Here is a 12864-nt window from a genome sequence, read left to right as displayed (position 1 = left end):
CGCACCATGAACATGGCAGTGGTCGGCATGATCGCCGGCATGGCGCTGGCCTTCGCCGGTTATTTCGGCGGGTTCGGTGCCTTCCTGCTGGTGGCGGCGCTGGGCGCCGTCGGCTTCGGCGTCGGCCGGTTCCTGGAGGGGGACTGGGAACTCGGCGACTTCTTCCGCACCCGCGAGGAACGGCGCGGTGACGTCCGGTGAGTGAAGGGAACGGGGCGCCCGACGGACGCCCGGCCGCCGTGGCGCCGCGTGAACGCGGCGCCACCCGGATCGCCGACCGGGTCGTGGCGAAGATCGCCTCACAAGCGGCGCGCGAGGCGGTCGGCCCACTGCCCCCGGACGCCTCGTCCCCGCACGCCACGGTGGTGGTGCGCCCCCACGCCACCGGACCGGCGTCGACGGGACGGACCTCGACCGACGCCGCCCACGTCAGCGTGCACCTCGAACTCGAGTACCCGAGCGACGTCGGCAGCCGAAGCCGTCAGGTGCGTCGGCATGTCACCGAGCGGGTAGGCGCGTTGGTGGGAATGCAGGTGCCGGAGGTCGCCGTGTACGTCGAACGGCTGCATCCGGCGGCGGCGCACGGCCTGGCACAGGGGAGGACGCGATGAGCGAGCCCCAGGGCTCCGAGGGCACCACACAACGACTGCCGGTCATCGAGAAGGACGTCGGAGACGGCACCGACACAGGCACCGACACCGGCGCGGGCCGGCCGGCCCAGTCGGCTTCCGCGGCGGAGTACGAACCGCCGCCCCCCGTCGTGGACGGCGAGGACGGCGGCAACCGCCGCTTCTGGTCCGCGCGCCGCGTCCCCGCGGGCATCGTCGCGCTGCTGCTCCTGGTGGTCGTCGGCGCGTTCCTCTACGACATCGTCGCCGTGCGCGCGGGCCACTCCGCCCTCGCCTGGCGCAAGGAACTGGCCCGACAGCTCGCCGAACGCCCTCTGGACGACACGTGGGTGCTGCTCGGCGCCGCCGTCGCCGCCGCACTCGGCCTCTGGCTGATCGTGCTGGCGATCACGCCCGGCCTGCGGGACGTCCTGCCGATGCGGCGCGCACACCCCGACGTACGCCCCGGACTGCACCGGCGCGCCGCCGCGATGGTGCTGCGCGACCGGGCCATGGAGGTCGCCGGCGTGCAGTCGGCACGCGCGCGTGTCCGCCGACGCAAGGCCGACGTGCACGCGCTCTCCCATTTCCGCGAACTGGACGACGTACGCGAAGACCTGGACACCGTGCTCGCCGACGCGATCAGGGGACTGGGCCTGGCCCGGCCTCCCGCGCTGTCGGTGCACGTACGGCGGCCCGGCCGGAAGGGGTGAGGGCCATGCTCAGGACCGTGAACCGGGTGCTGATCGGGGTCGTCGGCCTCGTGCTCGTCGTACTGGGCGGCTCCGTGCTCGCCGTCGGCCTCGGCGCTCCTTCACCCTCCTGGTGGATCCACGATGACCGCCACGACGTGCTCCTCAGCGACTCCGAGCGCACCCACTGGAAGGACTCCGGCTGGTGGTGGCCGGTCGTCATCGCCGTACTGGCCGTCCTCCTGCTCCTCGTCCTGTGGTGGCTCACCGCGGTGCTGCGCCGACGCCGGCTCGCCGAGGTCCTCGTCGACACGGGTGACGGCGCGGGCGCCCTCCTGCGCGGCCGCGCCCTGCAGTCCGTACTGGCCAGGGAGACGTCCGAGTTGGACGGGGTGTCCGACGCCCGCGTCCAGCTGACGGGCCGCCGTACGGCTCCGGAAGCCCGGGTGAAGCTCCGACTGGAACCTCACGTGGACCCGGCGACGGCCCTGCACCAGCTCACGACGGAGGCCCTGGCCCACGCACGCAACTCGGCGGGCCTGGCGTCACTCCCGGCGGAGGTCAGGATGAGGGCGGTCAAGCATGGTGAGCAAAGGGTCAGTTAGAACCCGTGCCGCATCCCACCGTCGACGGGCAGCATGATCCCGGTCAGGTAGGAAGCCGCCGGGGACAACAAGAACGCCGCCGCCCGCCCGAATTCCGCAGGCGTTCCGTACCGCCGCAGCGGGATCCGCGACTCGTTGGCCGCACGCGTGGCCGCGGGATCCGCCGACAGCCCGTCCAGCTCGCGCACGCGATCCGTGTCGATGCGTGCCGGCAGCAGCCCCACGACCCGGATCCCGCGCGGCCCCAGCTCGTCGGAGAGGGACTTCGCGAACCCGGCGAGCCCCGGCCGCAGCCCGTTCGAGATCGTCAGCCCGGGAATCGGCTCGTGCACCGACCCCGACAGCACGAACCCGATGACTCCGCCCGCCTCCAGCTCCGCCGCCGCCGCGCGGGCGAACCGCACCGCGCCGAGGAACACCGAGTCGAACGCCGCCTGCCACTGCTCGTCCGTGTTGTCGGCGACGAAGCCGGGCGGCGGCCCGCCGACGCTGACGAGGATGCCGTCGAAGCCCCCGAAGTGCTCGCGTGCGGCCGCGATCAGCCGCGCCGGCGCCTCGGGGTCGGCGTTGTCCACGGCGACGCCGACCGCGTCGGGGCCGAGCCCGGCCGCAGCCTCGGCGGCGCGCTGTGCGTCCCGTCCGGTGACGACCACCTTCGCCCCGTCGGCCACGAGCTCGCGCGCGGCCGCGTTGCCGAGGCCCCGCGTGGCCCCGGTGACGACGTACACCCGGTCCTTCAGTCCAAGATCCATGGCCCCTATCCTGCCTCCTCGTCCCCGAAGAGGGCGAGGGCGGTGTTCACCAGGGCGATGTGACTGAAGGCCTGCGGGAAGTTGCCGAGCTGCCGCCCGCCGACGGGGTCGTACTCCTCGGAGAGCAGCCCCACGTCGTTGGTGAGGCCGACGAGACGTTCGAACAGTTCGCGTGCCTCCTTCGTGCGGCCCGTCATGTGCAGCGCGTCCGCGAGCCAGAACGAGCAGGCGACGAAGGTGCCCTCGCCGCCCGGCAGCCCGTCGACGGAGCTCTCCTCGGCGCTGTAGCGGCGCACGAGGCCGCCGTGGCCGAGCTCGGCGACGACCGCGTCGACGGTGCCGGTCACGCGCGGGTCGTCGGGCGGCAGAAAGCCGACGCGGGGGATGAGCAGCAGGGAGGCGTCGAGTTCGCGGGAGCCGTAGGACTGGATGAAGGTGTTGCGCTCGGGGTCGTAGCCCTTCTCGCACACCTCGCGGTGCACGTCGTCCCGCATCGCCCGCCAGGCGTCCAGGTCGCCGGGCAGCTCGGGGTGGGCTTCGAGGGTGCGCACCGCCCGGTCGGCGGCCACCCAGACCATGACCTTCGAGTGGACGAACTGGCGGCGCCCGCCGCGCATCTCCCACAGTCCCTCGTCGGGCTGGCGCCACTCCGTCTCCAGCCACTTCATCAGCGCGACCTGGAGCGACCACATGCGCGGCCTGGTGGGCAGGCCAGAAGTCCTGGCCAGCGACAGGGAGTCCATGACCTCGCCGTACACGTCCAGCTGGAGCTGGTCGACGGCCTTGTTGCCGGTGCGTACGGGCCTGGAGCCGGCGAAGCCGGACAGCCACGGCAGTTCGAACTCGGGCAGTCGGCGCTCACCCGCGAGGCCGTACATGATCTGGAGGTCGGCAGGGTCGCCCGCGACCGCGCGCACCAGCCAGTTGCGCCAGGCCTCGGCCTCCTCCTGGTAGCCGGCCGCCAGCAGGGCGCCCAGGGATAGCGTGGCGTCGCGCAGCCAGCAGAAGCGGTAGTCCCAGTTGCGCACCCCGCCGAGTTCCTCGGGCAGCGAGGTGGTGGGGGCGGCCACGATGCCGCCGGTGGGGGCGTAGGTGAGGGCCTTGAGGGTGATCAGGGAGCGGACGACGGTGTCCCGGTGCGGGCCGTCGTAGCGGCAGCGCGCCGCCCACGCCTGCCAGTCCTCGACGCTGTGGCGCAGTGCCTCGTGCGGTTCGACCAGGGGCGGGCGCGGCTCGTGCGAGGGGTGCCAGGTGAGGACGAACGCGACCTTCTCGCCCTCGGCGAGGGTGAACTCGGAGTGCGTGCCGAAGTCCGCGCCCCAGGTGCGCACCGGGGGTTCGCTGCGCAGCCAGACCGCGTCCGGTCCCGCGACGGCGACCCGGTGGCCGTCGGTGCGGCGCATCCAGGGCACGACAGAGCCGTAGTCGAAGCGCAGCCGGAGCGTGCTGCGCACGGTCACCCGGCCGCTGAGGCCCTCCACGATGCGCATCAGGTCGGGTGCGCGATCGCGTTGCGGCATCAGGTCGGTGACCCGCACGGCACCCTCGTCGGTCTCCCACTCGGTGTCGAGGACGAGCGTGTCCGGGCGGTACGCACGGCGCGTGCAGGGGCCCTTGGCGCCCTTGGGGGCGATACGCCAGTGGCCGTTGCGTTCCTTGCCGAGCAGCCGGGCGAAGCAGGACGCCGAGTCGAAGCGCGGCAGGCAGAGCCAGTCGACGGAACCGTCCTTGCCGACCAGGGCCGCCGTCTGCTCGTCACCGATCAGTGCGTAGTCCTCAACGCGGGGTTGCACAAAGGATCGGGTTCCCGGGGGGCGGCGGGACAATCAGGGCTGGGGCCGGGCGAGTGACGCATGGCTCATGGCGTCACCGGCACCCGAGAAGATCACGCCGGGGTCCGACGGGGTCTGGTTCAGCACCCACGGCCCGATCAGCGTGGCCAGCGCGAAGACGACCGTGATCAGCACGGCCAGCACGAGCCGTCGCCGGCGTTCGCGGCGCAGCCACTCGCCGCGCGCGGTGCGGTAGGCGTCGGGCGCGGCTCGCACGCCACCGGCCAGCGCCTCGAGGGCCTCACGCAGCTCCCGTTCGGTGTCGCCGTCCGGTGTCCGGTCCGGTCCGGTGCCATGCGACGGAATCCCATCTCGGTGCGTCATCGCCGCGCCTCCACGCAGAAGATCTTCTCCGACGACCCCAAGATCGGCTTCTTCGCCCAGCGCGCGAAGTACGCCGACGCGATCGACGCGGGCCAGGTCCTCCCGCCTGAGGAGGCCCACTGATGCGGCGAGCCGCCGGCTGGGGGAGGGCGGCCACTGGACCGAGCCCCGGGCGTCGGCGGAGATCGACACCGCCCTGAACGGCTGGTTCCGCACCGGCACCGCCCCGCACGCCGAGGTGCTCCTCGACCTCAACATCCTCGCGTTCGCCCTGATCCAGGCCCACCGCCCGACCGAGGCCGCCCCCGTCTTCCGCCGTATCGGCCGCCATATGACGCCCCACCCCTGGGACCTCCTGCCGGACGCACAGCGCACCTTCCGCTATTGGCGGGACCGCCTGACCGACGGCCACTGACCCGCGTCCCGGCTCAGACCGCCGCCGGCTCCTCCGCCTCCGCCGCGGTCTCCTTCTCCGCCGCCCCAGCCCGGTCACGGATCTCCCGGCGGACCAGAACCACCCACCCCACGGGCACTCCCGCGGCGAACAGCCACCACTGGATGGCGTACGCGTAGTTCAGCGGGGCGTTCTCCTCGCCGGGCTTCCCCAGCAGTTCCGGCGTGTCGCCCTTGGGCTCGGGCGCCGTCAGCACGACGTAGCCGCCGAGCACCGACGCGTCGAGGCGCCGTGCCTCCTGCTCGCTGTTGATCAGCATGACCTGCCGGTCCGGCAGCCCCTTGAGGTCCTTGATGCCGCTCGCCGCGGTCGTCTCGTCGGGCATCAGCCGCCCGGTGACGCTGATCCGCCCGCTCGGCGGTGCGGGGATCCTGGGGAACGCGGTCTGGCTCGGCCCGTCGGCGGGGATCCAGCCGCGATTGACCAGCAGCACCTTGCCGTCCGTCAGGACGAACGGGGTGAGGACGTGGAAACCGACCTCGTCGTCCGAGTTGACGCGCCGCCTGACGACGACTTCCCGGTCGGTGTCGAAGTGCCCCACAGCGGTCACGTTGCGATACCGCTCGTGGGTGGTGACGGCGTGCCCGGGGGAGCTGACCTCCTCCACGGGCACCGGCTTGGCACCGAGCGCGTCGGCGACCAGCTGGTTCCGGGCGCTGCGCTCCTCGTAGCGGTGCATCTGCCAGATGCCCAGCCTGATCATCGTGGGGATGAGGAGGAAGGCGACCAGTGTGATGATCACCCACTGCCGGGACAACAGGAAGCGGTACACCCCACGACCGTACATCTCGGTCGTGGGGCGCTCTCGGCGGGGTGCCGGCTCACACCTTGTCGACGATGCCCGCCTTCCCCTCGGCCCGCGCGCAGTGGGCGCCGCAGTACCAGTGGCCCTCGACCTCGACACCCTGGCCGATGATCTGGACACGACAGTGTTCGCAGATGGGGGCCATGCGGTGGATCGCACAGGAGAAGCAATCGAACACATGGACAGCGCCCTGAGCGTGAACCTCGAAGGTCATACCGTAGTCATTGCCGCATACTTCGCATCTCGCCATGCGCCACAGCGTGAGCCGTCACCGCCGCGCGGGCGAGCGGCCCACGGGCGAGTCGCACGGCAATCACCCATACGTACGGGTCACCCGTCGGCCGGCTCCACATCGCGCAGCAACTGTCCGAACGCCGCCTCGTCGACGATCGGCGTCCCGAACTGGCGTGCCTTGACGACCTTCGACGTGCCCGATTCGGGGTCGTTGGTGACGAGCAGGCTGGTCAGCCGGGACAGGCTCGTCGCCACGTGCAGCCCTGCCTCCGTGGCGCGGTCCTCCAGGAGGTCGCGCTCCACCGACGTGTCACCCGAGAAGGCGACCCGCATGCCCTGCTTGAGCGGTTTGCCGTCCTCGTAGCGGCCCGGGTTGGGGTAGGGGCACGCCGGCCGCTTCCGGGACGGACGCCAACTGGTGGGCCGGTAGCCGCCCTGACCTCCACCCGCCTGCCGGCCGATGCGGGGCGCGGGCCGGTCGGTCCACTCGGTCAGTGGCCGGCACTCGTGCAGCGGCAGCCGCACCCCGCCCGCCGCCGCGGCGCGCAGGCTCGGCCGGAACGCCTCCGCCAGCACACGCGCGTCGTCGAGGGCGTGGTGCGCCCGCTGCTGGACGACACCGAAGTGCGCGGCCAGCGACTCCAGCTTGTGGTTGGGCAGCGGCAGCCCCAGCTCCTTGGAGAGCGCGATGGTGCACAGCCGCTGCCGCACGGGTGCCTCACGCTCCGCGCGCGCGTACTCCCGGGCGATCATCTGCCAGTCGAAGACCGCGTTGTGCGCGACGAGCACCCGACCGTCGAGGCGGGTCGCGAACTCCTCGGCGACGTCACTGAACAGGGGAGCGCCGTCGAGCACCTCACTCGTCAGACCGTGTATCCACACCGGGCCGGGGTCCCGCTCCGGGTTGACCAGTGTGTACCAGTGGTCCTCGACCTCGCCGCGCGCGTCCAGGCGGTAGACGGCCGCGGAGATGATGCGGTCGTCCCGGGCCAGGCCGGTGGTCTCCACGTCAACGACCGCGTATCCCTGGGGATACGCGGTCGGCCACTCCGTGGCGGGGGAGGCTGCGGTCGTGACGTCTTCGAGCATGGTCCCTGAGGATACGGGCCACGACTGACACACCATGCACGCGTGGGGGCGCACAAGGGAGGCAGGACGTACGGAAGTTCGTCCGGTTCGCCCGACTTGCCTGACTGTTGTTCGACTCCGGACCTGACTGGTGCTCAGCCCAGCGCTACGCCGCGATGCGCCCGGGCGGATGCTCGACGCTGTCGATCTCGGCGTCGGCGAGGGAGCCCCTGACCTGGTATCCCCGGACGAAGACGACGGTCTCCAGTTTCCGCATTCGCTGCTCGACGGCGCGTAACTCCAGCGTCTTGTCGCGCAGGTCGTTCTCCATCGAGGTGAAGAGCTTCGTGACTGTGGCGTCCAGGCTGGGGACCTGCCGCGCGGTGCCCGCCTCCTGGGGCTCGGTGAGCCGTTCCCTGACCACGTCGAGGTACTGGGCCAGGAGGGAGGGCTCCATCCACGTGGGCGCCCTGTTCATCTCACTCTCTGTGGGCAGTCCGCGGAGTTTGACCCAGGCTCGGAGCCAGGTGCCGAGCGCGCGCCCCCGGATCCCGCAGGCCTGAAGAAAAGCGAGGTACTGCCTCAAGTGCCGGGGAACGGTACGGCCGTTGGTGATGGCGTTCGCGGTGCTGTGGGGGAGCACCCCCTTCGACTCGGACTCCATGAACCGCGCCGTCGGCCGGGCTGCGCGGGCCCACGCGTCGCGCATGGCTCCGCTGAGGTCGGCGAGGTCGCGGGCCAACTCGGGTTTCGGCACAACGGTCGATCGACGGTCCCTCAGCCTGGCCTGGACGATGGCCTTGGCTGCCCTTTCATGGAGCTCCCGGGCGACGACCCATCCCTTGAACTCCCGGTCGTCCTTGAGGCACGCGCGCGCGTACGCGTGGACGACGTAGCGGTCGGGCAGGTGCTTGCCGCTCGCCGCCCGTTTCAGGCTCGCGGACGAACACTCGGCCCGTACGGCGAGCTGCTCGTAGGTCCAGCCCGCCGCCTTGCGCATGGCCCGCAGATGCGCGGCGAGCCGACCGAGTTCGGGCACGGTGGTGTCGATCGGCGCTTCCCGGCGTCCCACGGCGGCCTCAGTTTCCCGAGCCGGGGCCGACGGCGGCCCTGACGAGACGCCGCAGGAGGCGGGCGCCCCCTCCGCTGTTCCTGACGTTCGCGGCGAGCAGGACGACGACGCCGATGCCCCCGGCGGCGGACAGGAGCGTGATGATGTCCGGGACCGCCATGCGGGCGACGAGGGCGAGAACGACGGTCGCGGCCACGAAACCGAGGATGACGCAGGCTTGCGGCATGCCGAAACGCGACCCCGAGGGAGGACTCGTGGGAGAGGCGCCGGCCCCGCCGGCCTCGTTGTTCTGACTCATGAAGAAGGTGCCCCTTGTCCGGGGGCAGCGGCACTTGGCGGCCGCCACCCTGCTGCTGACTCCTCGAACCGAGGATCGCGACGGGTTGGCGGCCCGCCTCGGGCGCGATCTTGGGCTCGTGCGGGCTCACGAGGCCACGGGCTGCTTGGCGAGCAGTCCGTAAGCGACCTGGGGGCCCGTGAAGCAAAAGGATTGCAGCAGCGGACAGGTCCGTGGCCCGCTGATGACGTTGGCTCACATCCTGTCCGACTTGGGACGCCTTCGCGATGGGACCGACTGAGCTGCGCTTTCGTCGGGGCGTACCGCATTGGCTCAGGGCGGATCCTGCTTCCGCGGCGGAAAAGATCAAGGAGCGGAGTTCATAGTGAGGTCCACGGCTCGCGTGCGACGACGCACTGACTCTCGCGCAGCTGTCCCGTAATTGCTGCTGACTCCAACAATCCGGGGAACGACGGTCACGTTGGCGCGTGATCGGAAACAGAGGACGGTGGACGCCGCTTGGCCGCGGCGCCACCGCCCTTCCCTCGCGATGCGGCTCAGTCCCAGTGCGCCGAATCCGCCCCCAGCACCCCCGAAGGCCGCCCCCAGTCCACCGGACCCCCCTCGAAGGACACCGGCGACCGGGCGTACCGCAGTCGACCGAGGTCGCTGTCGCTCTCGGTGAGCCAGGCGCCCGGGCCGTCGTACAGCACGCCCTGCGCGCCCCCGCCGCTCACGGTCCAGCCCGTCAGCAAGCCCGCCGTCCGCGCCAGCGCCAGGCGTACGACCCGGCCGCAGCCCTCGTAGGACTGCTCCGTCAGAGCCCGCAGTACGGCCGCCGCGAGCAGATATCCGGTGCCGTGGTCCAGGGCCTGCGCGGGCAGGGCGCCCGGCTGCCGTGCCGACCCCTCGATGGCCGCGATGCCGGTCGCGACCTGCACCAGGCTGTCGAAGCCGCGTCGCCCGCCCCACGGCCCGTACGCGCCCCACGCCGAGAGCTGGGCCACGACCAGGCCGGGCCGGCGCTCGGTCAGCGCCTCGGGGGAGAGGCCGAAGGCGTCCAGGGCGCCCGGCCGGTAGCCGGTGACGACGACGTCGGCCGCCGACACCAGCTCCTCGAAGGTGCGCCGGTCGGCTCGCAGGTCGAGCGTCACCGAGCGCTTCCCGAAGCCCGTGTCGGCGTGCTGGTCGGGCAGTTCGGGCGGCTGCGGCGGGTCCACGCGCAGCACGTCCGCGCCCAGCAGGGCGAGCGTGCGGGTGGCGACCGGGCCCGCGATGACCCGGGTCAGGTCCAGGACGCGCAGCCCGGCGGCGGGCAACAGGGGGGAACCGTCGAGCGGTGGCAATTCACGCGCGCGTTCCGTGTCCAGCCGCTCGCGCTCGACCAGGGGGCGCGCGGCCACCGCCACGCCCTGCGGGTGCGCGGCCCACTCCTCGGGTGTACGCAGCGCCACGGCCAGGCCCCCGGCCGCGTACACGGTCTCCTCGACCTCCAGGGCGGACCGTTCGGCGAGGGCCCACTCGACGGCGGCCACGTCCTCCGGCACGTCCAGGGCGCGGAGCAACCGGGCGCGGTGGTGGGGGTAGTTGGCGTGGGTGCGCACCCAGCCGTCCGCCGTCCGCCAGAACCGCGACAGCGGCGCGAAGGTGAGGGGCGCCCGCCCGTCGACCAGCAGATGCCGTTCACTGACGAACGCCGTCGCCACGGCCCCGTCGTCCACCCGTACCTCGGGGACCTGCCCGAGCCCGGCCCGCCGCGCCCCCAGCTCGGCGGCGGCCAGCGCGCACGCGCCGACGCAGGCCCGCGCGAGCTCCCGTACGGGAAGGCGTCCCGGAAGGGCGTCCGCGCGGGCTACGGTCGACACCCGGGGGAGCAGCGTGAGGTCCCCGCCCAGCGCGGACCAGGTCGACTCGATGTCGGTCATGACTGCACTATGCAGTATTGACCCGATCAATGTGGGACGCGGCCGTCCACCACAGCCGCACCTCCTTGCGCACGTCCGTCGGCCGCAGCTCCCACCCCTGGGCGAGCGCGACCTCGGCGACGTACCACCCGCCCACACCCCGATAGACGGACAGGGGTATGGCGCACTCCACCGGCGGCCTCGCCGTGTTCGGCCGGTGCGGAGCCGAGGCCCGCGCGGTCCACCGCGCGACCGCCTTCTCGACGCGCGCCCGGTAGTAGGCCGTGTCGCCCTCGTGCCGCAGCTCCGGCCAGGTCACGAACCACGAGCCCAGGCGGCGGATCCGGTCCAGCGCCACATCCATCATCGCCAGGAAGCCGCGCTCGTAGCGCGTGCTGACCGCGGCGATCACCTCGGTCAGCAGGCCCAGCGCGAGGAAGGCCAGCAGGGTCACCAGGCCCAGCACGCACAGCAGCGGAAAGCACACCACGGTCGCCAGGAAACGCACCCTCAACCGCCAACGGGGCCGGACCGGTTCAGGTCCCCACGTCGCGGGATTTTCGTACTCGAGCATGACACTGATCATGCCGTGCCGACGCCCGGAGCGGGCGGGCCACCCCGCCCGCTCCGGACCGCCTTCACAAAAGCCCTACCTGGTCACCGCGTCCAACGCGTCCGCGGTGCCCCAGCCGTAGAAGCCGTTGTAGTTCTTCGGCCCCTCGCACACCGCGTCGGCCTTGCCGTCGCCGTCGAGGTCGTACGGGTCCGTGCACGCCGTGCGGTCCGCCTCGGCGTACAGCAGCGCCTTCACCAGGGCCGGGGAGGCGTGCGGGTGCGTCGACTTGATCAGCGCGGCCACGCCCGCGACATGCGGGGTCGCCATCGACGTACCGGCCATGTAGCCCCACTTGCCGCCCGGCAGCGTGCCCAGGATCAGACCGCTGGTGGCCGGCGGGGCCGGGGGCTGCAGGCTCGTCGAGTCGCCGCCGGGGGCGGCGATGTCGATGACGCCCAGACCGTAGTTGGAGAAGGACGACTTCAGGCCCTTCGCCCCGGTCGACGCGACGGTCACGACACCCGGCAGCTGGGTCGGGATGTCGAGGCACTCGGACGGGTCGACGACCCGGTCCGACGGAGTGCCGTCGTTCGGCGAGACCGGGTCGGTGATCTCGTCGGCCGCGAGGTCGTAGCTCTCGTTGCCGGCCGCGGCGACGTTGACCGCGCCCTTCTTCTCCGCGTACCGCGAGGCCCGGGTGACGGCGTCCACAAGCGCCTTCTGGTCCGGGTCGTTCTTGCAGTTGAAGTACCACGGGTCGGTGTAATAGCTGTTGTTCGTCACATCGACGCCGTGCTCGGCCGCCCACACGAAGCCGCAGACGACGGCCTCCGTGTAGAAGTAGCCGGCGGTCGTGGACACCTTGATGCCGGCGACCTTCACACCGGGCGCCACGCCCGTCATGCCGACACCGTTCTTCGCGGCCGCGATCTCACCGGCCACGTGGGTGCCGTGCGGGCTCTCCGCCGCGCTCGGCCGCCACGCCCCGTCGGCGGTGTCCGGCTTGCCGGTCACACAGTTGACCGACGCGGCCCGGTCGAAGTTCGGCGCGATGTCCGGGTGGGTGTCGTCGACACCGGTGTCGATCACGGCGACCGTGACCTTCGAACTGCCCAGCGTCTTCTCGTGCGCCTTGTCCGCCTTGATGGCGGGCAGGTCCCACTGCAACGGCTCCAGCGGATCCTTGCCGTCGGCCGCCTCGGCGGCGGCCACCTCCGCGGCGCTGAGCACCTTCGGAGCGCCCAGGTCGCCGGTCGACTGCGCGGGCAGCGGCGCGTTGCGCGTGTTGCCGGCCGAGTCGACCCTGGGCACCCTGCGGATGGTCTTCGCGAAGTCGGGGTTCGACGAGTGGACGACGATCACGCCGATCCGGTCGTACGACGTCACGATCGTGCCGCCGGCCTTCGCTATCGCCTTCTGCACATGCCGGGGAACGCCGTGTCCGGGGTGGACGTTGACGACGTAGCTGAGCGCGGTCGCGTCCGCGGCCGTGGCGGTCCGCGGGGCGTCCTGGCCGGCGGCCGAGGCCGAGACGTTCGGCAGGAACGCGAGCGCGGTCGCCAGAGCCGTCCCGACCGGGATCGCCAGGGCACGGCGGTAGCGGGGGTGAGGCACTGTCATGTGTCAGTCTCTCCAGTCTCGTTCGCGGTACGTGCGGTCCGTGCGGGAAGTCACCATGATC

Annotated in this window: 17 protein-coding genes; 6 read left to right on the top strand and 11 right to left on the bottom strand. The window is 72.0% G+C overall.

Annotated elements, in window-relative coordinates; translation table 11 throughout:
• Positions 1-6 precede the first annotated feature (6 nt).
• The 4 genes from ACGFNV_RS20005 to amaP are packed head-to-tail and all read left to right on the top strand — an operon-like array spanning position 7 to position 1905.
• Positions 7-201: a hypothetical protein gene (locus tag ACGFNV_RS20005; RefSeq protein ID WP_393624179.1), complete on the top strand. Its 195-nt coding sequence runs from the start codon at positions 7-9 to the stop codon at positions 199-201.
• The gene (locus tag ACGFNV_RS20000; RefSeq protein WP_393624178.1) at positions 198-611 is read left to right on the top strand and encodes an Asp23/Gls24 family envelope stress response protein; all 414 of its coding nucleotides are present in this window, start codon (positions 198-200) and stop codon (positions 609-611) included. The genes ACGFNV_RS20005 and ACGFNV_RS20000 overlap by 4 nt, the downstream gene beginning before the upstream one ends.
• Positions 608-1321: a DUF6286 domain-containing protein gene (locus ACGFNV_RS19995; RefSeq protein ID WP_393624176.1), complete on the top strand. Its 714-nt coding sequence runs from the start codon at positions 608-610 to the stop codon at positions 1319-1321. Before ACGFNV_RS20000 ends, ACGFNV_RS19995 begins: the two co-directional genes overlap by 4 nt.
• Positions 1318-1905: an alkaline shock response membrane anchor protein AmaP gene (gene amaP, locus ACGFNV_RS19990; protein WP_393624174.1), complete on the top strand. Its 588-nt coding sequence runs from the start codon at positions 1318-1320 to the stop codon at positions 1903-1905. The genes ACGFNV_RS19995 and amaP overlap by 4 nt, the downstream gene beginning before the upstream one ends.
• Here the strand turns inward: amaP and ACGFNV_RS19985 are convergent.
• From ACGFNV_RS19985 to ACGFNV_RS19975, 3 genes are read right to left on the bottom strand one after another with little or no spacing between them, the layout of a single operon-like run.
• Positions 1902-2657, bottom strand: a complete 756-nt coding sequence (locus ACGFNV_RS19985) for an SDR family oxidoreductase (protein ID WP_393624173.1) — start codon at positions 2655-2657, stop codon at positions 1902-1904. The two genes, amaP and ACGFNV_RS19985, sit on opposite strands and share 4 nt — an antisense overlap.
• A 5-nt stretch (positions 2658-2662) precedes the next feature.
• The gene (locus tag ACGFNV_RS19980; protein ID WP_393624172.1) at positions 2663-4450 is read right to left on the bottom strand and encodes a glycoside hydrolase family 15 protein; all 1788 of its coding nucleotides are present in this window, start codon (positions 4448-4450) and stop codon (positions 2663-2665) included.
• A 33-nt stretch (positions 4451-4483) separates the two neighbouring features.
• Positions 4484-4813, bottom strand: a complete 330-nt coding sequence (locus tag ACGFNV_RS19975) for a hypothetical protein (protein WP_393624170.1) — start codon at positions 4811-4813, stop codon at positions 4484-4486.
• On the opposite strand from ACGFNV_RS19975, the gene ACGFNV_RS19970 reads away from it, so the two are divergent.
• Together ACGFNV_RS19970 and ACGFNV_RS19965 are read left to right on the top strand one after the other, a co-directional pair.
• Positions 4805-4936 (top strand): hypothetical protein, encoded by a 132-nt coding sequence (locus tag ACGFNV_RS19970; protein WP_393624738.1) that lies wholly within the window; start codon positions 4805-4807, stop codon positions 4934-4936. The two genes, ACGFNV_RS19975 and ACGFNV_RS19970, sit on opposite strands and share 9 nt — an antisense overlap.
• A 115-nt stretch (positions 4937-5051) precedes the next feature.
• Entirely contained in the window at positions 5052-5228 is a 177-nt protein-coding gene (locus tag ACGFNV_RS19965) for a hypothetical protein (protein ID WP_393624168.1), read from the top strand.
• Between the two features lie 13 nt (positions 5229-5241).
• Here the strand turns inward: ACGFNV_RS19965 and ACGFNV_RS19960 are convergent, their stop codons facing one another.
• The 8 genes from ACGFNV_RS19960 to ACGFNV_RS19925 all read right to left on the bottom strand — a co-directional run bounded on the left by ACGFNV_RS19960 (position 5242) and on the right by ACGFNV_RS19925 (position 12803).
• Positions 5242-6039, bottom strand: coding sequence for an SURF1 family protein (locus tag ACGFNV_RS19960; RefSeq protein ID WP_393624166.1), 798 nt, complete (start codon positions 6037-6039; stop codon positions 5242-5244).
• 49 nt (positions 6040-6088) lie between these two features.
• Positions 6089-6322, bottom strand: coding sequence for a hypothetical protein (locus ACGFNV_RS19955; RefSeq protein ID WP_079168513.1), 234 nt, complete (start codon positions 6320-6322; stop codon positions 6089-6091).
• An 80-nt stretch (positions 6323-6402) separates the two neighbouring features.
• Complete coding sequence (locus ACGFNV_RS19950; protein ID WP_393624164.1) at positions 6403-7395, bottom strand: DEDDh family exonuclease; 993 nt, start codon at positions 7393-7395, stop codon at positions 6403-6405.
• A gap of 145 nt (positions 7396-7540) precedes the next feature.
• Positions 7541-8446, bottom strand: coding sequence for a helix-turn-helix domain-containing protein (locus ACGFNV_RS19945; protein ID WP_393624162.1), 906 nt, complete (start codon positions 8444-8446; stop codon positions 7541-7543).
• A gap of 7 nt (positions 8447-8453) precedes the next feature.
• A complete protein-coding gene (locus ACGFNV_RS19940; RefSeq protein WP_393624160.1) occupies positions 8454-8672 on the bottom strand; it encodes a hypothetical protein in 219 nt (72 codons plus the stop codon).
• A gap of 608 nt (positions 8673-9280) precedes the next feature.
• The gene (locus ACGFNV_RS19935) at positions 9281-10648 is read right to left on the bottom strand and encodes a CoA transferase (RefSeq protein ID WP_393624158.1); all 1368 of its coding nucleotides are present in this window, start codon (positions 10646-10648) and stop codon (positions 9281-9283) included.
• A gap of 7 nt (positions 10649-10655) precedes the next feature.
• Positions 10656-11201 carry a hypothetical protein gene (locus ACGFNV_RS19930; protein WP_393624156.1) on the bottom strand — a complete coding sequence of 182 codons (546 nt, stop codon included), beginning with the start codon at positions 11199-11201 and terminating at the stop codon, positions 10656-10658.
• Between the two features lie 75 nt (positions 11202-11276).
• On the bottom strand, positions 11277-12803 hold the full coding sequence (locus ACGFNV_RS19925; protein WP_393624154.1) for a S8 family serine peptidase: 1527 nt from the start codon (positions 12801-12803) through the stop codon (positions 11277-11279).
• Positions 12804-12864: the final 61 nt, after the last annotated feature.

Source organism: Streptomyces sp. NPDC048751 (assembly GCF_043198595.1).
Classification (GTDB): Bacteria; Actinomycetota; Actinomycetes; order Streptomycetales; family Streptomycetaceae; genus Streptomyces.
Note: the sequence above shows the minus strand (reverse complement) of the source record. Positions and strands in the feature narration are given on the sequence as shown.